The sequence below is a fragment of the Shewanella sp. 10N.286.45.A1 genome (genome assembly GCF_041470405.1).
Taxonomy (GTDB): Bacteria; Pseudomonadota; Gammaproteobacteria; order Enterobacterales; family Shewanellaceae; genus Shewanella.
Window position 1 is genome coordinate 33936 of sequence record NZ_JBFRMK010000012.1, and the last position, 21209, is coordinate 55144.

The 21209-nt window shown below is 43.2% G+C and carries 23 protein-coding genes and 1 other annotated feature; of the genes, 8 read left to right on the forward strand and 15 right to left on the reverse strand.

What is annotated here, in order from left to right:
• Nucleotides 1–49: 49 nt before the first annotated feature.
• A complete protein-coding gene (locus AB4238_RS00880) occupies nt 50–424 on the forward strand; it encodes a hypothetical protein (protein WP_372030668.1) in 375 nt (124 codons plus the stop codon).
• Between the two features lie 7 nt (nt 425–431).
• Here AB4238_RS00880 and trpR read toward each other — a convergent pair whose 3' ends face one another.
• Nucleotides 432–707 (reverse strand): trp operon repressor, encoded by a 276-nt coding sequence (trpR, locus tag AB4238_RS00885; protein WP_372030669.1) that lies wholly within the window; start codon nt 705–707, stop codon nt 432–434.
• A gap of 231 nt (nt 708–938) precedes the next feature.
• Between trpR and AB4238_RS00890 the strand changes: the two genes are divergently transcribed.
• Nucleotides 939–1382 (forward strand): cytochrome c, encoded by a 444-nt coding sequence (locus AB4238_RS00890; protein ID WP_372030684.1) that lies wholly within the window; start codon nt 939–941, stop codon nt 1380–1382.
• Nucleotides 1383–1446: 64 nt separating this feature from the next.
• Here AB4238_RS00890 and AB4238_RS00895 read toward each other — a convergent pair whose 3' ends face one another.
• Nucleotides 1447–2124, reverse strand: coding sequence for a cytochrome b/b6 domain-containing protein (locus tag AB4238_RS00895; protein ID WP_372030670.1), 678 nt, complete (start codon nt 2122–2124; stop codon nt 1447–1449).
• Nucleotides 2125–2433: 309 nt separating this feature from the next.
• On the opposite strand from AB4238_RS00895, the gene hpf reads away from it, so the two are divergent.
• The gene (gene hpf / locus AB4238_RS00900; protein ID WP_372030671.1) at nt 2434–2796 is read left to right on the forward strand and encodes a ribosome hibernation-promoting factor, HPF/YfiA family; all 363 of its coding nucleotides are present in this window, start codon (nt 2434–2436) and stop codon (nt 2794–2796) included.
• Between the two features lie 119 nt (nt 2797–2915).
• Nucleotides 2916–3034 (forward strand) — a sequence feature (Phe leader region).
• Nucleotides 3035–3067: 33 nt separating this feature from the next.
• Nucleotides 3068–5044, forward strand: coding sequence for a prephenate dehydratase (gene pheA, locus AB4238_RS00905; protein ID WP_372030672.1), 1977 nt, complete (start codon nt 3068–3070; stop codon nt 5042–5044).
• 52 nt (nt 5045–5096) lie between these two features.
• Here pheA and AB4238_RS00910 read toward each other — a convergent pair whose 3' ends face one another.
• The 11 genes from AB4238_RS00910 to ffh form a co-directional block, all read right to left on the reverse strand.
• Nucleotides 5097–6377, reverse strand: a complete 1281-nt coding sequence (locus AB4238_RS00910; RefSeq protein ID WP_372030673.1) for a cation:proton antiporter — start codon at nt 6375–6377, stop codon at nt 5097–5099.
• Nucleotides 6378–6415: 38 nt separating this feature from the next.
• Nucleotides 6416–6754: a hypothetical protein gene (locus tag AB4238_RS00915; protein ID WP_371989301.1), complete on the reverse strand. Its 339-nt coding sequence runs from the start codon at nt 6752–6754 to the stop codon at nt 6416–6418.
• Nucleotides 6755–6892: 138 nt separating this feature from the next.
• Complete coding sequence (locus AB4238_RS00920) at nt 6893–7990, reverse strand: FAD-binding oxidoreductase (RefSeq protein WP_372030674.1); 1098 nt, start codon at nt 7988–7990, stop codon at nt 6893–6895.
• 89 nt (nt 7991–8079) lie between these two features.
• Nucleotides 8080–9744: a hydroxylamine reductase gene (gene hcp / locus AB4238_RS00925; RefSeq protein ID WP_372030675.1), complete on the reverse strand. Its 1665-nt coding sequence runs from the start codon at nt 9742–9744 to the stop codon at nt 8080–8082.
• Between the two features lie 423 nt (nt 9745–10167).
• Entirely contained in the window at nt 10168–11307 is a 1140-nt protein-coding gene (gene tyrA, locus AB4238_RS00930) for a bifunctional chorismate mutase/prephenate dehydrogenase (protein WP_372030676.1), read from the reverse strand.
• 14 nt (nt 11308–11321) lie between these two features.
• Complete coding sequence (locus AB4238_RS00935) at nt 11322–12413, reverse strand: 3-deoxy-7-phosphoheptulonate synthase (protein ID WP_372030677.1); 1092 nt, start codon at nt 12411–12413, stop codon at nt 11322–11324.
• Nucleotides 12414–12749: 336 nt separating this feature from the next.
• The gene (gene rplS / locus AB4238_RS00940; protein WP_020913791.1) at nt 12750–13103 is read right to left on the reverse strand and encodes a 50S ribosomal protein L19; all 354 of its coding nucleotides are present in this window, start codon (nt 13101–13103) and stop codon (nt 12750–12752) included.
• A 36-nt stretch (nt 13104–13139) separates the two neighbouring features.
• Entirely contained in the window at nt 13140–13886 is a 747-nt protein-coding gene (trmD, locus tag AB4238_RS00945) for a tRNA (guanosine(37)-N1)-methyltransferase TrmD (protein WP_371989311.1), read from the reverse strand.
• 15 nt (nt 13887–13901) lie between these two features.
• Nucleotides 13902–14432 (reverse strand): ribosome maturation factor RimM, encoded by a 531-nt coding sequence (gene rimM, locus AB4238_RS00950; RefSeq protein WP_020913793.1) that lies wholly within the window; start codon nt 14430–14432, stop codon nt 13902–13904.
• A 20-nt stretch (nt 14433–14452) separates the two neighbouring features.
• Nucleotides 14453–14704 carry a 30S ribosomal protein S16 gene (gene rpsP, locus AB4238_RS00955; protein ID WP_044556030.1) on the reverse strand — a complete coding sequence of 84 codons (252 nt, stop codon included), beginning with the start codon at nt 14702–14704 and terminating at the stop codon, nt 14453–14455.
• A gap of 218 nt (nt 14705–14922) precedes the next feature.
• On the reverse strand, nt 14923–16296 hold the full coding sequence (gene ffh / locus AB4238_RS00960; protein ID WP_372030678.1) for a signal recognition particle protein: 1374 nt from the start codon (nt 16294–16296) through the stop codon (nt 14923–14925).
• Nucleotides 16297–16690: 394 nt separating this feature from the next.
• Here ffh and AB4238_RS00965 point away from each other — a divergent pair, with 394 nt between their 5' ends.
• Nucleotides 16691–17479 carry an inner membrane protein YpjD gene (locus tag AB4238_RS00965; protein ID WP_220738975.1) on the forward strand — a complete coding sequence of 263 codons (789 nt, stop codon included), beginning with the start codon at nt 16691–16693 and terminating at the stop codon, nt 17477–17479.
• Between the two features lie 120 nt (nt 17480–17599).
• Entirely contained in the window at nt 17600–18874 is a 1275-nt protein-coding gene (locus AB4238_RS00970) for an HlyC/CorC family transporter (protein WP_372030679.1), read from the forward strand.
• Between the two features lie 42 nt (nt 18875–18916).
• On the opposite strand, the gene AB4238_RS00975 is transcribed toward AB4238_RS00970, so the two are convergent.
• The gene (locus tag AB4238_RS00975; RefSeq protein ID WP_372030680.1) at nt 18917–19456 is read right to left on the reverse strand and encodes a DUF962 domain-containing protein; all 540 of its coding nucleotides are present in this window, start codon (nt 19454–19456) and stop codon (nt 18917–18919) included.
• 271 nt (nt 19457–19727) lie between these two features.
• On the opposite strand from AB4238_RS00975, the gene AB4238_RS00980 reads away from it, so the two are divergent.
• Both AB4238_RS00980 and AB4238_RS00985 read left to right on the forward strand, forming a co-directional pair.
• The gene (locus AB4238_RS00980; RefSeq protein WP_372030681.1) at nt 19728–20018 is read left to right on the forward strand and encodes a hypothetical protein; all 291 of its coding nucleotides are present in this window, start codon (nt 19728–19730) and stop codon (nt 20016–20018) included.
• Nucleotides 20015–20689, forward strand: a complete 675-nt coding sequence (locus AB4238_RS00985) for a Dyp-type peroxidase (protein WP_372030682.1) — start codon at nt 20015–20017, stop codon at nt 20687–20689. Before AB4238_RS00980 ends, AB4238_RS00985 begins: the two co-directional genes overlap by 4 nt.
• Nucleotides 20690–20762: 73 nt before the next feature.
• Here AB4238_RS00985 and acpS read toward each other — a convergent pair whose 3' ends face one another.
• On the reverse strand, nt 20763–21158 hold the full coding sequence (gene acpS, locus AB4238_RS00990) for a holo-ACP synthase (protein WP_372030683.1): 396 nt from the start codon (nt 21156–21158) through the stop codon (nt 20763–20765).
• Nucleotides 21159–21209: the final 51 nt, after the last annotated feature.

Sequence of the window (21209 nt, forward strand, 5' to 3'; positions counted from 1 at the left end):
TTTTATGCTCTACACTCTGTAGCATCATTTTGCGCAAAAGGAATTGCCAATGCTATCGAAACCATTTTATGAAGCTTTACCTTACAGCTATGTCGCTATCGGTAGCTTAGGAATATTAATACTCGATCAAGCTTTTGCGCAATGTTTAGCGGTTTTGCTCTATCTGTGGGGGAGTAGAATCTATTCTCTACGCTCTAGGAATCGCCGTACCGATGTAAAAAAGCGACGCAAGAAAGGTTGGATACCAGGTCCGCTATATGAGCATATTCCAGCAATCTGTTTTCTTAGTGCGATATTACTAAGCCAACACCATTCAAAGCTTGCGCCTATTTTGGCACTTTGCCTATGCAGCTTTGCTCTCTACATATTCTTTCGACGAGTCGGTTACCGTAAACATAAGATTTTTGCCGCTAAATGCATGTAGACAAATCTTACAGTGTTAACAGCTTTATCTGCTGCCGCTGCTCCTCTGTCATATGCTTAAGGTAATTAGAACAGCGAGTAATGGTAGCAATACTAATCTGATATTCCTGAGCGATTTGTCTCTGGCTCATCTCTTTATGCAGTAAGGTTTGAAAAACCTTTAATCGCCCAGCAACGGCACTGCGCTCCTCTTCAGTCAACAGCAGTTCAAACAGCGTTACAAGCGCGCTATGATCATTTTGTGCCATGACTTTATCTAAAACTAAATCCCACTCTGCGCGCATTTCAGCCTCAATGGTGTACTAGTGCATCATTACATTAAGTTTATCAGGATTCGATCTCCAGTCACGCATTTTGATTCAAGAAATTTATCCGCCGTATAAGGCTCAATTGTAACTAAGCGTAACTTTGTTCAAAAACGAATGGAGTCAGCTAGCCAAAAGTAGGTACAATGCGTGCAACAAGTCGCATAACATAATAAAAACGTGAGAATAACCATGAAAAAATCATTAAAGATGAGCCTTATCGCACTAGCAGCAACAGCAACGATAGCAACCGGTGTACAAGCCAACAATTTTAAAGAAGCTGACGATGCTATTCATTATCGTCAATCCGCTTTTGGAATGATTGCCTATAACTTTGGTGACATGGGCGCGATGCTCAAAGGTAAGAAAGACTTTGACGCCAGCGTTTTCGCCATGCGCGCGACAAATGTTGCAGCTCTTTCAAAGCTACCACTTGAAGGATTTATCAGTGGTTCAGACAAAGGTGAAACTGAAGCACTTGCAAAGATCTGGAGTGATAAAACTGATTTTGATGCCAAAATGAAGACTTTCCAAGAAAATGCTGCAGTGCTTGCTTTAGCTGCAGAGAAAGGCGACAAGAAAGAGATCAAAAAAGCCTTTATGAATACAGGCAAAAGCTGCAAAGGTTGTCATGACGTTTACAAGAAAGATTAAATAAAAAGAGCCAGCTTAATTTAAGCTGGCTCTTTCATTTCACTGTTTACTATAAAAAAACCACCTACAACATATCGATAATCGGTAACATCAAGTAGTTCAATACCAACCCACCTACCACCAGCACAATTACAATTGCTTTCAATACTGATGCAAATGCTAAAGTCGGCGCTTTAACTTCTGGCAGGTGTTTATAGCCGCTAAACATTGCCATTATAATTTTGTCACCTTTAACCATATGCACGCCTACCGCTAAAATATGGATAGCAGCTAATATCAATATCAGATCAAAGTTCTTCTTATGTAGCCAAGTTAACCAAGCAGCAGTATCACTACTGACACTACTATATAGTGGTCCCTCGGTAAAAATCTCATCCGTTGCGAATAGTCCGCTCACTAGCTGTAAGCTAACAAGCGAGATCAAAGCCACAACCATATAGCCACCAACCGGATTATGCCCAACACTCGCAGAAATCCCATGCTGCTTAGTTTGCTTTAGATAGTTAAACACCGTTTTAGGAGATCGAACGAAATGGCTAAACCGAGCTGTATCACTACCTATAAAGCCCCAAAGTAGTCGCATGGCAAGCAAAATCATTAAACTGTAAGCCAGTAGTTGGTGCCACTCCATCTCTCCAGACTCCGCTGTCCACCATAAACCACCAAGCAAACACAACATCCCCCAGTGAAAGAGTCGTGTCGGAATGTCCCATACTTTAACTTTGACAGTGTTTTGCGTCATCAATGATCGTTCTCACAAATTAATTGGTCTTTTGTGAGCATTATATATTGAGCTGAGGGTAAGAGCTATGGGGTTATTTACGCTAAGAATTTTTGTGAAACGGCTAATTGAGTGAGTCCTTATCCATTCAAATATGAACCTGTTTCTCGGGGTTTTCAAGGAAATTTTGGCAGTTATTGACTATATTTGTCTAAGTGATCAAATAAAAAGCGAACGATTTAAAAGACAGTGTGAAACGTGATTTAGATCACGACTTTCGTTAGTGAGATTGTTAGTCTGAATTCAAGGAAACAACAAAAGGTTCGACATATGATAAAGATTACTAGCAAGCACTTCGAAGTTACTGAATCTATCCGCGAACGTATTGAAGCAAGATTAGCAAAATTAGCACGACACGATGTGCAGCTTATTAATCCACATGTAATCATACTACAGGAGAAACAAGGTTTTAAGATTGAAGCTTCTGTCTGCATTCCAAGTGCCAAATTATTTGCCCAGGCGAAACATGAAGACCTATATGCAGCAATCAATGCAATGGGACAAAAGCTGGAGAAACAGCTAAATCGCCTAACACACAAACCAGAAAGCCAACGTCATGCAACACTTAAAAGAGAAGATGATGCCATTGATGACGGTTTTGACGACAACATAGAGGAGGAATACGCAGCTTGATTTCATTATTAACTTTTGTCCAAAAGCGCACCTCTGGTGCGCTTTTTCTTACAAAGTTTTCAAATAGCCCAAGTTTTGATTGACAGTAAACCTTCTCCGCTTTAGTTTAATTCCATGAACAAAATCCAAACTGCGTTTTTTACTTTCTTTTTTATGCCCCCCACCCTCGGAGGCGGAATTTCGGTGTAAAAACGAAAGTGAAAATTCCAAAGCCTCCCACACGGGAGGCTTTTTTGATTCTAAGCGCACTAAATAAGATGTAGAGGCACTAATGAGCAAACCACAACCTTTAAACCACACTCGAGAACAGATAACGTCTCTCGACAATGATCTTTTAGCTCTGCTGGCTAAACGTCGAGAATTAAGTTTAGATGTTGCTCGTAGTAAAGAAGTGGATATTAGACCTATACGCGATACGATCCGTGAAAAAGAACTGCTTGCTCGCCTCGTTAAGCAAGGCCGCGAACAAGGGTTAGATGCGCATTATGTTATCTCGCTTTATCAAAGCATCATTGAAGACTCGGTTTTGAACCAGCAAGCCTACTTACATGGCCGCGCCAACCCACAAACTCAACAGCAACAATATTGCGTCGCTTATCTTGGAGCTAGAGGTTCATACTCCTATCTAGCAGCAAGCCGATACTGCGACAGACGCCAAGTAGAAATGCAAGATTTAGGCTGCCAAAGCTTTGATGAGATAGTGCAAGCGGTTGAATCTGGCCATGCAGATTATGGCTTTCTGCCAATAGAAAATACCTCTTCAGGTTCAATCAACGAAGTATACGATGTTCTGCAACACACAAGTTTAGCCATTGTCGGCGAAACGACCATTGAAGTAGGACATTGTCTGCTAGCGAAAAGTGGCACCAATATCAATGATGTAAAGACTGTTTATGCTCACCCACAACCCATTAGTCAATGCAGCCGATACCTGAGTCAACATGGTGATTTAAAGCTAGAGTATTGCTCTAGTAGCGCTGAAGCAATGGATATGGTTTGTAATGCTCAAGATAACAGTGTTGCTGCGATTGGTAGCAGTGAGGGCGGCGCTTTATATCAACTTGAGGCTATCGAGAGTGGCCTAGCCAATCAAAAAATCAACCAAAGCCGTTTTATCGTTGTCGCCCGTAAAGCTGTTGATGTTCCTGAGCAGTTACCTGCAAAATGTACCTTGATTATGGCCACAGGACAAAAGCCAGGCGCCTTGGTCGAAGCTTTATTGGTGTTAAAGGCTAGAAACCTAAACATGAGCAAACTAGAGTCACGTCCAATACCAGGTACTCCGTGGGAAGAGATGTTCTATCTAGACATCGACGCTAACCTTTCAAGTGAACCAATGCAAGCGGCTCTAAAAGAGCTAGAAAGAACCACACGCTTTATAAAGGTATTGGGCTGCTACCCATGTGAAACGGTTAATCCAACACAACTGACCAATAGCCAATTAATGATTGAGCCTAGCACATCAAAGGTAAGCACTATAGCGAGCACTGCATCGACCAAAGAGAAACGCTATAGTAAAGAGTATAAAACCCAAGCAACCGAGATAGTTTGTGGCCAGCTCAATATAGGTAACAACCATTTAGCCGCCGTTGCTCAACTGCATTTGCCTTTCGAAATTACCGCGTTCGAGCAACGTGCCAAAACACTAAAAGAAGCTGGATTCCAAGCAGTAGTGATCCAAGGTTTAAGCCAGCAAAGTGAACTGCTTGTATCACTATCTCAATTTAAAAAGACCTTAGATCAGTTTGGGCTCGTATGTATTTTAATGGTTGAACATGAAACTGATTTAGCCGTAGCAGCTCAGCTAGCTGATGCGATTATATTATCAGGCACGCAAATGTATAACCAAGCAATACTCACTCAGTTAGGGTCACTGTTACTGCCAGTCATCGTTGAGCGCAATACCATGGCCAGTGTCGATGACTTGTTAGATGCTGCTGAAGTGGTATTGAGTCAAGGCAATCAGCAGTTGGCCCTATGTGAGTCAGGGGTAAGTACACTGAATAATTCAGGCAAGCCGTCTCTAGATTTAGCAGCGTTAGTACAGCTTAAAACTGCCAGCCATCTACCTGTACTGGTCAACCCTAGCTACGCGGTCGAAACTGCGCAGCTAGCAGGCTTTAGCACCGCAATTAAGCAACTAGGTGGCGATGGCATCATAGTCAATCTCGCCAACGTTGAACAGGCTGGTAATAGCGAGGAGCAACAAACACTACTTAACGATCTACTCAACAATTTATACCGTTAAAATCCGCTAATATTAACGGCCGTAAGCACTTATGCTCACGGCCGTTATCGTGTTACATCGTGCCTTTATCTTCGGCATTGCTCTTATCAATAAGACGAGGAATAGTTGTACCTTGAACCAAGATGGAAAATACTACCACGGCGTAGGTCATCACCATCAATAGCTCTCGCAAATCAATACTTCCCCCTGATGCCAACATCACTCCTGTAGGTAAACTCATCGCCATAGCTAAAGCTAAGCCACCTCTTAGCCCACCCCAAACTAGAATTTTTTCAGCAAAAGAGTTGTAATGTTTTACTCGGCGAAAAGCCAAATATGGCAAGTAAACACTCACTGAACGGCCTAGCAGCACAATAGGGACTGATAACAACATAAACCACCAAAGCTCAGCATCGAAATCAATAAGCAGCAATAATAGACCTAACAGCAAGAACAGAAGTGAGTTAAAGAAAGATTCAATCAACCCCCAAAAACTCTCTAGCGTTACGCACTCGTTCTTTTTAAGCAATTTAGGAATACTCAAATTACCAGCAATAATCCCTGCCGTGACCATGGCTAAAGGCCCTGAAACGCCAATCATATCTGCAACCACATAACCAGCAGTGGGCAGCAATAGAGTCATCAACAGATACTGAGTTTTGTCTTCAGAGAAGCCCAGCATAAAATGTAAGCCTGCGGCGAGAATAGCACCATAAATGACGCCACCAACCGCTTCTTGTAAAAATAGACCTGCAATACCCGTGACCGTCAACGGCTCAGTGGAAAAGGCGACCTGTGAGATTGCAACAAAAATCACTAAGCCTATACCATCATTAAACAATGACTCGCCTTCAACTTGAGTCGCAACATCTTCAGGCGCACCGAGTTGCTTGATAATAGCCAACACTGCTATCGGATCGGTTGGTGATATGAGTGCCCCAAACAACAAGCAGTAGCTAAGTTGAAGCGGTAAACCTAATAAACTGGAAACCCAATAAAGCACACCGCCAATAACAGCCGTCGAGATAAGCGTGCCGGCAAAGGCTAGAATGAATATCTCCCAGCGTTGCTTTTTAAGTACCTGCAGTTTTATTTGCAGCGCGCCGGCGAACAGCAAAAAACCCAGCATTCCGTTAAGCAACAGCGCTTTAAAATCTAGCTGTTCGAGATCTGTTACCAAACTTGAATAAACCGATACCCCAAAGATCTTTCCTGCCGCTAAGATGAGTAGGCTCAACAATAAGGCTAATGCTGTGATGGTAATGGTTTCTTGCCATCGGTGTAAGCGGGAAGATATTAGTGAAATAACTAAAGAAAGCGCAGATAGCAGACAAAGGATTTCATAACTGGTCACAGGCAACACTCATAAATTAACGCTAGGCAATGGAAAGGTTAAATACAGCGACCTTCGATTAGGCTCAACCAGCCTTTAAAAATCCGGCCACTAAACCACACAGCACCAGCAACATATAGTGTTGTACTTAGCCAAGGTTGATTACTTAAGTAGCCGACGGCCATAACCAGCAACATACTGATAATCGACCACCGCTGCCATCTAAGATGGGATGCCAGCATAGAGCTTAGGGTATTTGGACGTTGGTTTAAGTTAATACATAAGCTTAGTACTGCGGGGAGTAATACAATTGGGAAGCAGGCCATTAGCCCGTAAAGCATATGAGCAAGGCTTTTGTCTTCTAAAGGTAAAGCTTCAGTATGCGTTGTTGATACCATATTCCACTCCACCAAAAAAGAAAAGGCAGGCGTAAATTACATCACGTCCTGCCTTTAACCTTACTTTCTCATTGTGAGTTTCGCAACTTTCACTACTGATTTATTTGGAATTACTTAACATTCTTCACTGAGCATGGCTTAAAGTTCTAGCGTGACGTTAGACTTCAACTTAGTTGAGCAAGCTAATACGTAGCCTTGTGCTATCTCATCTGCAGTCAATGACATTTGGCTGGTTGATTCAGTTTCACCCTCTACAACCTTACATTTGCAAGCACCGCAGACACCTGAACGGCATGCAGCAATAATAGGTAGACCTTCGGCCTCAACACCATCAAGCACAGTTTGCTCACTAGAAAGTGCCCGAGTTCTGTCGCCAATTTGTAACATAAAGCCGTTCTTTTCATCACTTACAACAACCTCTTTTGCCGCTGCAAGCTCACCAAGATCGCCTTTAAACGAGCCAAAGCTTTCTTGATTAAACTGCGCCATATTGAAGTTTAATGATTCAAGTAGTGCTTTGACTGCCACCATATAAGGCTCAGGGCCACACACAAATACAGTGCGACTCTGAAAATCTGCAACAAGGCGCTGCAAATTGTCAGCTGATAACCGTCCAGCTTCAGCATCGACATAAGCGCATGGCTCATTATCTAGAGTCTCTAACAGATAGTTAAGCTTAAACTGGTCACTGCGATCAGCCATCTGCTCAAGCGATTGCTTGAAAATCAGATCTTTAGTTGACTTAGCACTATGTAGAAAAGCGATATCAGGGCTAATTTGCGTATCAGCTAACCATCTAGACATCGAGTACATCGGCGTGATCCCGCAGCCAGCACTTAGAAACAGATATTTATCAGCTTCGATATCTATCAGGTTGAATGCACCATCAGGGCCAAGCGCGCGCACAACATGGCCAACGTCTAGGTTGTTAGCAAGATAGTTAGATACTTTGCCACCTTCAATCTGCTTAACTGTAAGCACAATCGAAAATGGGCGAGATGGTGATGAGCTGATAGTGTAGCTGCGACCGATTTTCTCACCATTAATCTCTAGCAATAATGTGAGGAACTGTCCCGGCTTAAAGTGAAACTTTACCGGTTTTACCCCTTGGAAGCGAAAACTGATGACATCGTGCGTTTCATGCCACTTTTCGACACAAACCAATTGATGTTCGCCAGCCTGCCATTTCTCAGCGGTAAAAGGGGCATTGGTTTGCCCATTCGTACTATTAGTCATATCACTTTAACCTAGTCAATATTACTGATATAAAAATGGCCACATATGAATGGCCATTTTTACTAACTCATCACCAACTAAACGCGCAGTTATGCCACGTTTAGAATGCGATTAAGATCCGCTTCTACAGTTGTTGTAGTGCGCAGTCCAAACTTCTCTTCTAACACGTTGGCGAGGTTTGCAGTTAGGAACGCTGGCGCCGTTGGACCAGTAAGAATGTTCTTCACTCCTAGAGATAGTAACGTAAGCAATACCACAATCGCTTTCTGCTCAAACCAAGACAGTACCAAGGTCAAAGGAAGCTCATTGATGTCACATTCAAATGCTTCTGAAAGTGCAATTGCAAGTTGGATTGCTGAGTAAGCATCGTTACACTGACCAATATCCAGTAAACGTGGGATACCGTTGATATCACCAAACTCAAGTTTGTTGAACTTGTACTTACCACAACCTAAAGTCAGGATCAGTGAATCATCAGGCGCTTGAGTAGCTATATCAGTGAAGTAGCCACGCTCCTCTTTATCACCGTCACAACCACCAACCAAGAAGAAATGCTTAATAGCACCACTCTTCACATTATCAATCACGGTTGGTGCCGCAGCCATAAGTGCGTTACGAGCAAAGCCTATAGTGATTAGATGGGGGATCTCATCATAAGCAAAACCTTCTAAAGCCTCAGCTTTAGCGATAACAGCACTGAAATCATCACCGATGATGTGACTAACACCAGGCCAGCCAACAATACTACGAGTGAAGATTCGGTCTGAATAATCGCCCACACTAGGGTCGATAATACAGTTAGAAGTCATAACTACAGCGCCAGGGAAAGTCGCAAACTCTTTCTGTTGGTTCTGCCATGCACTGCCGTAGTTACCTACAAGGTGCGGGTATTTTTTCAATTCTGGGTAAGCAAGTGCTGGTAACATTTCACCGTGAGTGAATACGTTGATGCCCTTACCTTCAGTTTGTTGCAAGATAAGCTCTAGATCTTTCATGTCATGACCAGACACTAAAATCGCTTTACCTTTTACAGATTTGGTGTTCACTTGAGTTGGCTCTGGGTGACCAAATGCATGAGTCTCGCCTTCATCCAACATCGCCATAACGCGGTAGTTTAGCTGACCAATTTGCATTGCAGTTTCAAATAGCTTGTCACCATCTACAGAATCTTCACCAAGGAAGGCCATGATTTCGTGGAATTCGCCAGCGACTTCATCATTAGTTTGGTCAAGAACGCGAGCATGCTCCATGTAAGCCGCGGCGCCTTTAAGGCCGTATAAGCAAAGTAAACGTAAACCCATGATATCTTCATGGACTTCATCTTTACCACGGTTAGGTGCAGCTTGAAGAGCTTGTGTTAGCATCTCAGGTTTAGTTGTGCCAAGTACCAACTGCATTGTTGCTGTTGGTGCCTTAGCTTCAATATTAAGCTCTGCACATTTAGCTTCATAAGCTGTTTGTAGACGACTACGGAAAGTGTTTGCTTGTGCAGTGTACTCAATAATACGATCATCATCGAAGTTAACATTCGTTAGCGTCGCAAAGAATGCCTTTGGCACAAAAGTGTCAATCTCATGATCGATAACACCGACTTCACGTGCACGTACAGCGTATGCTGATACACCTTGAAGAATGTAAATCAGAAGATCTTGCAGGTCTGATGTATCAGACGACTTTCCACACATGCCTTGAGTGTAACTACAGCCATTGCCCGCAGGCGTTCTAATTGTTTGCTCACATTGAATACAAAACACTACACTTACTCCTAATACTTAATACATGCATATAATTTGCATCTTTAAAGCTAAGTCTACGCCGATTGAAAAATTGCAAAAGCACTTTTTATAGACAAAGAGTAAAACTATGAAAGAGATCACTTTAAGTGATGGCTAAATTATACAAATTGACCGATATTGACTTGTTAATTGATATAGATAAGAACGGGTCTGATAACGCCTCTCATTCCCACTATCTTTAGCGCGAATGAAGTTGGTATCAGCATCATATTTTGACACTCTTTATTCCCGAGCAAGTTTGTTTCAACGTCGAAGTTATCAAAGCGAATTTTGATGGTGAGTATAAGAATGATTTGTTATCGGCAATAATTGACTGTTTTAACATCAAAACAGAAAAAGGAGCCGCAGCTCCTTTTATCTCTCACAAAAACTCAAATCAGATTAACCTGTTTTCATGTCATTTACTGATTGTAGCATCGCCCTACTTTCACGCTGGAACTGCGGTGCAAAGTCACCGAACCACTTTGCAACCTCTTCAAACTGCTTAACAAAAGCCTCTCGGTTGCCAGACTTTAGGATCTGCAATGCCTGTGAGTAATTATCAAGGTAGTCACTAATAGCAACTAAACTATCCTCTTGAGCAAAGATGATGTCAGCGTAGAGTTCTGGACTCTGGGCAAACAAGCGACCTACCATCGCCAATTCTAAGCGGTAAATAGGCGAGCTAAACTGCAACAGCGACTCAATATCAGCTTCCTCTTTATAGAGGTTAAGCCCATAAACAAATGAAGAGAAATGGCGCATCGCCTGCACCAGTTGCATCGCTTTGTCATGCTTTTCAGGCTCTGTCTCAACAATGCGTGCACCCCAGATTTTAATCTGTTCGATAAGCCACTGGTATTCAGACTCACCGCGGCCATGACAAACCACAACAACCTGCTTAGCAAGGCTACCTACATCAGGGCCAAACATTGGGTGTAACCCCATAACTGGACCACTATGGGCTGCTAACATAGCTTCAACAGGCGCACTCTTAATTGAAGTTAAGTCTGCAAGAATACAGTTACTCGGCAATTGAGTCAGCTTAGTGGCAATCAATTCACAGGTGATATTGATAGGCACGGTAACAATAACGAGACCAGCGCCGTCAAAAATAGTTTGGCTATTGACCCAATCGTCTTTATCTAATGACTTAACTTCATAGCCAGATAATGTAAGCATCTGCGAAAATAAACCGCCAAGCTTACCTTCACCACCAACAATGACCACGTGTCCTAAATCAGCTTTAACTTGCTTGAAGCCAACATCCTTTTCATTAAGGTAAGACTCGCGCATTAAACGCCGTAAAATATCTTCAATAAGTTGCGGCGCAACGTCCATCGCTTGTGCTTCCGCGCGCCTTTTAGCTAACATATTCGCTTCGCGTTGCGGTGCATAGATAGGAAGGCCTGCACCGTGCTTTACGGCGCCTACTTGCGCGACTAAATCTAAACGCTTTCTGAGTAAGTGCAGTAATTGCTGGTCAACGCCATCAATCAAGCCTCTTAGGTTTTCAAGCTCTGCAGTGGTCTTCTCGTTCATGACTCTCTCTTTCATCAGCCGTTTGCTACTTTCAGCATATCAAACCTTGTAGGCAATACAGAAGCTAAGTCTGCCGCTCCACTGCGCAATAATGTATCAGTCGTCTGCCAATCGATACATGCATCGGTAACAGATACGCCATAAGCAAGTTCATTAACCGGCAAATCACTACTCTGCTTGCCCGCATTAAGGTGGCTTTCAAGCATTACACCAATAATCGACTGGTTGCCATTAACAATTTGCTTGAATACATCTTCACACACTGGCGTCTGCTTATTATGATCTTTTGAAGAGTTACCGTGACTACAGTCGACAATCAAACGTGCATTTAAATTGGCTGCATGTAACTGCTGCTCACATTCAGCAACACTCTTTGCATCATAGTTTGGCGCTTTACCGCCGCGCAAAATCACGTGCCCGTCTGGGTTACCGGCAGTTTGCAACAAAGCCACCTGACCCTTTTGGTTTATTCCCATAAAACGGTGGCTGCTAGCGGCTGATTCTAACGCGTTTATTGCCACCCCTAGTTTGCCGTCGGTACCATTTTTAAAGCCAACCGGCATCGATAGCCCCGATGCCATCTCACGGTGAGTTTGTGATTCTGTTGTACGTGCACCAATTGCCGACCAAGTGATCAATTCAGACATGTACTGTGGGCTAATAGGGTCAAGTGCTTCAGTAGCTACCGGTAGCTCAAGTTCAGCAAGCCAAATCATTAATTCACGAGCTTTACGCAAGCCTTTATCAACATCGAATGATTCATCCATATCCGGGTCGTTGATCATCCCCTTCCAACCTACAGTGGTGCGTGGTTTTTCAAAGTACACTCGCATCAGCACGTAGAACTGATCACCCAACTCATCATGCAGTTTTTTCAGTTTCAGCGCGTACTCTTTAGCGGCATCAATATCATGGATTGAACAAGGTCCAGAGATCACCAACACTCGATTGTCTCTTTTGTGAACAATATCCGATACAGTTTTACGCGCATTAATCACGTATTGACTAGCATGTGCAGATAGCGGCAAGTCACGTTTTAACTCCTCTGGAGTCACCAACACTTTCTCTGAACTAATATGTACGTTGTTAATTGTATCTTGCTGCATGCTTATCACCTGATTGAAGTCTTCTACTGTTGCAAACTAATTTGCAGAGTTAACCGTTAATTTAATCTTTTACTGTAACGCCGTAATGCTACACCATTACACTTTAGAAGCACTATGCCAGCGAGTAAGGCTAAGATCAAGCAGCAAATTTAAATAATGAAAATTATTGGTGTTGGTTTAGCGCTTCGATGAGATTGGAGTATCTGATCCAATGCATTGCTTATGAGTATTTAGAATCGGAATAAAATCGTAGCCAACAAAAAACCGCCATATAGGCGGTTTCTCGTGCGAACACTGCATCTTTTTTTAGCTAAACTAATTATTACTAAAAAGTAATTACTTAGTTGAAAGCTTCTCACGGATACGTGCAGACTTACCTGAACGCTCACGTAGGTAGTAAAGCTTAGCACGACGAACACGGCCGCGACGCTTAACTTCGATGCTAGAGATGATTGGGCTGTGAGTCTGGAACGCACGCTCAACACCTTCACCATTAGAGATTTTACGTACTGTGAATGCAGAGTGAACGCCGCGGTTACGCTTAGCGATTACAACGCCTTCAAACGCCTGTAGACGCTCTTTACCGCCTTCTACAACACGTACTTTTACAACTACTGTATCACCGGCACCAAATTCTGGTACGTCGGTTTTCATTTGCTCTTCGTTGAGCATTTTGATGATGTTATTCATTAAATAAACTCCATACTAGTAATAACTGCGCTTCGACTAAGCATCTTGTTTGATGTCGTCAACAAATTCAGCTAAAAGCTGCTCTTGTTCGCCAGTCAGAGCTAGATTTTCAAGTAATTCTGGTCGTCTTAACAAAGTTCTTCCGAGACTTTGTTGCAAACGCCAGCGTCTAATATGTTCGTGGTTGCCACTTAGTAACACGGCTGGAACATCCAGCCCATCCATACTTTCAGGACGCGTATAGTGGGGGCAATCCAGTAAACCGTCAGAGAAGGAATCCTGCTCTGCCGAAGCCTTCTTTCCTAGCACGCCAGGAACAAGTCTCGATACTGAATCAATCAAAGTCATCGCTGGAAGTTCACCGCCCGAAAGCACGTAATCTCCAATTGACCACTCTTCGTCCACTTCAGTTTGTATAATGCGCTCATCGACACCTTCGTATCGTCCACACACTAAGACCAAACTGGATGATTTTGCTAACTCTTCAACGCCTTGCTGTGTCAGCTTACGGCCTTGAGGAGAAAGGTAGATCACCTTTGCCTCTTTTCCAGCTGCAGCTTTCGCTGCATGGATGGCATCACGTAGAGGTTGCACCATCATTAACATGCCAGGGCCACCACCGTATGGGCGGTCATCCACTGTCTTATGTTTATCATGGGTGAAATCACGAGGATTCCACGTTTGCATCTCTAGCAATCCTTTACTAACTGCACGACCCGTTACACCAAAGTCTGTTACGGCACGAAACATCTCCGGAAACAGGGTTACTACCCCTAACCACATCTGCTCTACCTCGACTTAAAAGTCCGGATCCCAATCCACTAAAATCTGTTTTGCCGTCAAGTCCACCTTTTGGATGAACTGTTCGGTAACAAAGGGGATCATTCGTTCCGCTTTGCCAAAGCCATCTTTTGCGTTTGCTTTAACGAGAAGTACGTCATTTGATCCTGTTTCCACGATCTCCTGAACTTTACCCATGTTATAGCCTTTGGTATTCACCACTTCACATCCGATAAGATCTCGCCAGTAGAATTCATCTTCTGGCAAAACTTCCATCTGTTCAGGGGTGACGGCAATCTCACAATTTGTAAGAGCCTGAGCCTGATCCCGTGTTTCTACGCCTTCAAGACAAGCGACTACCGCTTTACCTTGCATACGCCACTGGAGGACTTTAACCTCACGCCATTCACCTTGCTCTTTTAACAACCAAGGAGAATAATCAAAAATACCTTCAACAGAATCGGTATAGGTAGTGATCTTCAACCAACCTTTAATGCCGTGACTTGAACCTAATTTCCCAAGTACGACGGGTTCTTGTTTACTGCTCATCAATCTATACCTTAACGCTATTAAGCAGCTGCTTTACGAGCGTCTTTGATCAATTTTGCTACACGGTCAGATGTAGCAGCACCGTTAGAAACCCAGTGCTCAACACGGTCAAGATCTAAGCGTAATGCTTCTTCTTGGCCACGAGCTAATGGGTTAAAAAAGCCAACGCGCTCGATGAAACGACCGTCACGGGCGTTACGGCTGTCAGCAACAACGATGTTATAAAATGGACGCTTTTTTGCGCCGCCACGAGCTAAACGAATGGTAACCATGCGTTTTGTATCCTCTAATGATTTGCTTTTTATCAAGCAAAAATAAAAACTGAAACTCCGTGTTCGCGGAGAGCCCCAGATAGAAAGCCGGCAGATTTTACCTGACTGACCGGCGAATGCAACCGTAATCGACGTTTATTACGCCAAAAACGATTTACTGGCTAGAATGAAAACTCATTCTAGCCAGTAAAATTTTGTACAGGACGTTTAATAATAGACTAGCGGCCCGGCATTTTCATACCCGGTGGTAACATACCGCTCATACCACGCATCATCTTTTTCATGCCGCCTTTAGATGACATTTTTTTCATCATCTTCTGCATTTGAGTAAACTGTTTAAGTAAACGGTTTACATCTTGAATTTGTGTCCCAGACCCCATAGCGATACGACGCTTACGTGATCCCTTAATAATATCTGGACGTTGACGCTCACCGGGAGTCATTGAGTTAATAATGGCTTCCATTTGTCCGGTCATCTTACCGTCTTGAACTTGAGCAAGCGCTTCTGGTGGCAGTTGGCCAACACCAGGCAGCTTCTCAATCATGTTCATCATGCCGCCCATGTTCTTCATCTGCTGCAGCTGCTCACGGAAATCTTCTAAGTCGAAACTACCGCCCTTTTTGACCTTAGAGGCAAGTTTCATCGCCTTTTCTTGGTCAACGCCGCGCTCGACTTCTTCAATTAGCGATAATACATCGCCCATACCAAGAATACGCGAAGCAATTCGGTCTGGGTGGAAAGCTTCAAGCGCGTCGGTTTTCTCACCAACACCCAAGAACTTAATCGGCTTACCCGTAATATTACGAATCGATAATGCTGCACCACCGCGAGCATCACCATCCACTTTCGTCAGGACAACACCGGTTAGCGGTAGCGCTTCATTAAAGGCTTTAGCAGTATTAGCCGCATCTTGACCTGTCATGGCATCAACCACAAACAGAGTCTCAACAGGATTTACTGTCGCGTGAAGGTCTTTAATTTCGTCCATCATCGCTTCATCAACGTGTAAGCGACCTGCCGTATCGACAATCACTACATCAATGAATTTAAGCTTGGCATGTGCAATCGCAGCTTTTGCAATATCAACTGGCTTTTGGCTGACATCAGATGGGAAGAATTCTACTTCCACTTCTTCAGCTAAGGTTTCGAGCTGCTTGATTGCGGCAGGACGGTATACGTCAGCACTGACAACCAATACAGATTTCTTTTCTCGCTCTCGCAAAAACTTTGACAGTTTAGCGACACTGGTGGTTTTACCCGCACCTTGCAGGCCGGCCATCATAATCACTGCCGGAGGTTGAGCTGATAGATCCAAAGCCTCATTGGCTTCGCCCATCGCATTTTCTAGCTCACTCTGGACAATCTTAATAAACGCTTGTCCTGGACTTAGGCTTTTAGAAACCTCTTGTCCGACAGCACGCTCTTTTACGCTATTAACAAATTCGCGCACAACCGGTAAAGCGACATCAGCCTCAAGCAGGGCCATACGAACTTCGCGCAAAGTTTCCTTAACGTTTTCTTCCGTTAAGCGACCACGGCCACTGATATTCTTCAGCGTACGTGACAATCTGTCAGTTAAGTTCTCAAACATTATCCAGTTCTTTACCGTTTTAAATTGATATTGATGGGCAGTATTATAGCGATGCCCAGATATTATGCTACTCAATGAGCCAAGTAACTTGCCTTACAGCAGCCCTATCGACGACATTTTATGAAAAAACTGACCTAAGACATAGATTCAGCCTATTTTTGCAACCAATGTCACTGCCCAAATAACCCAAGCTCATGTTAACCTAACCACTGGGTTTATGTGATTAAAACCCTAGGGCTTAAGAATAGAAACTTGTACGTTACGATTTGTGATTCAGTAATTTAACTTATGGATGAATCAAGTTAATATAGATAGCGTTTAGTCTGCTTTGACTTTTGGTTAGGGCCAACAAGCTAATACAACAATTAGCTCACAAACAATAGGTTAATACTCAATGGTTATTTTTTCAGCTTCAGCCATGTTTTTTTACAGTATTGCTTTGGTTCTCGTCGCGACTCGCCTTTTTCACGCAGATGGACCAAACAGGAAATTAGTTGCGGGGGTTGCAGCTATAGGTGTTGTGCTACATGCAGCTGCCCTTTCACAAGCGGTATTTACTGGTGATGGGCAAAACTTTAGCCTGACCAATGTCATCTCTTTGGTGAATTGGATTATCACCTTTAGCTTTACCATATTGCTGTTTCGTCTCAAGGTTATCGTTGTGGTACCTGTGGTTTATGCCTGCTCGGTGATCTCCGTCGCCCTTTTATGGCTTGTTCCACCAGAATACATCACTCACTTTGAGATCCACCCAGACGTATTAGTACATGTTGTATTGTCACTAATGGCATACAGTGCCTTAATGATTGCAGCGCTTTATGCTATCCAATTAGCCATCATTCAACATCGACTAAAAAACAAAAAGCTGATTATGACGTCAGCAATGCCGCCATTAATGACGGTTGAAAAGCAGCTTTACCACTTAGTGATTGTCGGTGTCATCCTATTAAGTTTAGCACTGGCAACGGGCTTCATATTCCTTGATGACATGTTCGAAGAGGGTAAAGGCCACAAAGCGATTTTGTCTATCCTTGCATGGTGTGTGTATATAGGTATGCTAGCGCAGCAATATTGGGTCGGTTGTAAGATTAGAACAGCCGTTGCATACACCTTGACTGGCGGTGTTTTACTATCGCTCGCCTACTTTGGTGCCCGTATTGTTAAAGAGTTAATCCTCGGCTAATCCCACTCTCGTCAGTTGGCTCAATCGATTCAGTATTGAGCCAAACTTGACATGTTTTCGAAATATCTGTAATTACTAATTTTTTACGGTTTTAATTAATCCACAGCGGAGCTCCAACTCTTGGACGAAATATCCACTGGCGTACTATTATCTGTTCTGTTCGTCTTGATTTTACTTTCAGCCTATTTCTCAGGGTCTGAAACAGCCATGATGAGCCTAAATAGATACCGTTTACGTCATTTGGCATCAAGCGGCCATAAAGGCGCTATTCGCGCGACAAAGCTACTTGAGCGCCCTGATAGATTAATTGGACTTATTCTGATCGGTAACAATCTGGTCAATATCCTCGCCTCCTCTATAGCAACTATTATCGGTCTGCGCTTATTTGGTGACGTGGGTATTGCGATCTCTACCGGTGTATTAACAATGGTAGTGCTGGTTTTCGCCGAAGTGACCCCAAAAACCTTTGCCGCGCTGCACCCGGAGCGTATCGCATTTCCGTCTAGCCATATTCTACGTTTACTGCTGATAGTGCTGCTTCCATTTGTAAAAGCGGTCAATCTTATTACTTCTGCAGTACTGCGACTGGTCGGTATTCGCTCGACAAAAACCTCAGACGCACTAAGCCAAGAAGAGTTGCGCACAGTAGTACACGAAGCTGGAGCATTGATCCCAAGACGTCACCAAGAGATGTTGCTGTCAATTATGGATCTGGAAAAAGTCACCGTTGAAGATGTAATGGTGCCTCGCTCAGAACTTTACGCCATTAATATCAATGACGAGTTTAAGAGTATTAATAAGCAGGTAATTCAAAGCCCACACACTCGCGTTTTGCTATACCGAGATACTGTAGACGACGCAGTTGGTTTTGTTCACCTACGCGATGCACTGCGCCTGCAATCAAAGGGGCAATTTAGTAAATCTTCGCTTCTACGTGCCGTTAAGGAGCTTTATTTCATCCCTGAAGGCACACCACTGAATGTGCAGTTGAGCAACTTCCAGCAAAATAAAGAGCGTATTGGGCTGGTCGTTGACGAGTACGGTGATATTCAGGGCTTAGTCACCCTTGAAGATATTCTCGAAGAGATTGTTGGCGATTATACCACCTCGATGATCACGACTCCGAGCGAAGACATTAACGAACAACAAGATGGTAGCTTTCTAATTGAAGCCAGCATCAATATTCGTGAGCTTAATAAAGAGATGGATTGGCAGTTTCCAATTGATGGCCCTAAAACCCTTAACGGCTTGATATTGGAACATCTCGAAGAGATCCCAACGGTTAAAACCAGCATGCGCATTGCCGGCTACCCCATTGAGGTAATAGAGCTGGGCGATAACATGGTGAAAACGGTGCGGGTGCTGCCTCAGCACTATACGCAGCCAAAAACTTAACTAAAAACGCTAACCAATCGGTTAGCGTTTTTTTATTATCATTTAAGTAGCTTTCTTCCCAGCTTCTAACGCTCGGCGCTTATCCCGTGCGATGGGTGTGATCTCAGCTAACAGCTCTTTTTCAAAACCAAGCTTAAAATACACTTCCGCCATCAAAAAGAATGGTCCAATTAATAACTGATTCAAGTCATCCACAAAAGCTGGTTTTGCCTTTTCATATTTATGACCGATAAACTGAATAATCCAACCAATAACAAAGGTGGCTATCGCGAGGTAGCCGGCACCAGCATATTGAGCAACAATACTAGAAGTGTAAAGCACTGGAATAATGAACAAAGTTAAACCAAACGCTAATTTTGCGTGCAACAAGAAGTAATACACCAATACCAGGGCAGCAAAAACAGTCGCCACGTTAAAACTAATAGCGGGGTCATCAAATACAGTAAAGTTGATTGGGATAAGATTGAAGCCTACAAAAGCTGACCAGATGATCAGCGGCACGCCAAAGAAATGAGTTTTTATATTGCTTGGGTTTAAGTGCACACTTTTATAGGTCGACAGCTGCTCTACGGCGGATTTCATCGGAATATCTCCATGTTTATATCAGTCTAATTATAGTTGTTATTTAACTTATCCTTAACCTAATGGATTTTATCGACGATTAATAGAGTAAATATTCAATGCAGTCCCTTACTCGTCATTTGACTTGAAGATCGCAATGAAAACTCACAAAAAATGATTTCTAACATCAGACTTGATTAAGTCGTAAATGAAGTTTTAACATTCAAAATGATTGTTCTACACTCAGTAAAGCAACCTTACTATTTGTCACCGTCCTATAGGGAAATTTGATATGACCCAGCTATGCCAACGCGCTCAGTCAGGCGTTTTATCTAACCCGTCGACACACCTAGAGTATCTCACTTTTTGCCTCAAACAAGACTCAACCAGCATCACTACCCAACAAATAAACCAACAAGCCATTAGCGATTGCATCGCTGCAATAAGTGGTATCGAAAAATCAATTAACCAAAAGGACTTAACCGCAGGGCTCAATATTTCAATAGGTTTCTCAGCCAATGCATGGTCGCGACTATTTCCTTCCTATCCAACCCTGCAGAACTTCACTCCTTCAAAGAGATGAGTGATGGTGATCGGCTATTCCCTGCCACTGCCGGTGATGTATTTATCATGATTAAGTCAGAACGTATCGATCTAAACTTTCAGGCCGCGAAGTACATAATGAAGAGCTTTAGTGAATTAGCCTCACTCGTTGAAGATATCCAAGGCTACAAGTATCTAGATAATCGAGACATGATTGATTTTGTCGATGGTACTGAAAACCCTAATGGTGAAGAACGCGCCATGGCAGTGCTGGTAGCAGAAGATAACGATCTTCATCAAGGCGGTAGCTATTTGCACGTTCAACGTTATGTTGACAGGCAGCTAGACTGGGACAATCAGACCACTGAATACCAAGAGCAAGTAGTGGGTCGTACCAAAATGGATAATGTCGAACTAACCGACGAAGAAAAGCCTGTATGGGCACACAACGCTAAAAGTAAAGTTGAAGTCGAGGGTTTGGAAGTCAAAATGCTCAGGCAGAATCGTCCTTATGGGAACGCCATGGAACATGGCACCATGTTTATAGGCTTTGCAGCTACGCCGACCATTATTGAAACGTCGCTCAGTCAAATGATCCATGCCGATGAATACGGCAATTATGATCGTCTATTAGACTTCGTAGATGCTAAAACGGGTTGCCTATACTTTATGCCGTCTAAGACCTTTCTTGAACAGTTTGATGATGGTTAAAATAACTGCTCACAGTAATCCAATGACATAACGCACGAATTAATTACTTTGGCCTAGATGTTAACTCATAGTGCTAGCTTTCAAGGATAACCGTAGCGGTAGCGTAGTGTTTTTCATCTGCAATCGAAACATGACCGCTCTTACCGCCAAGCAACACTAACCTTTGTGCTGCGCCATCGGTAAAAGTAATCTTTGGTGCTCCATTATCATCATTACTGATCTCGATATGTTGAAATGACACACCGCGGCCAATACCAGTACCCAGCGCTTTTGCTGCAGCTTCTTTGGCCGCAAAGCGCTTAGCCAAGTAACGGCCAGGATTGGAGGATTTGATAAAAATATCAAGCTCTGACGGCGTTAACACTCTTTTAGCCAAACGATTAGTTTGTAGCTCCTTCTCGCCAGCCACTGGAACGCGAGCCTCTATGCGCGCAATCTCAACAATATCCGTGCCCAAACCAACAATCATAAATTACCTTTTTTACTAACAAAAGCCGAGCATAACTTATACCAATTGCAT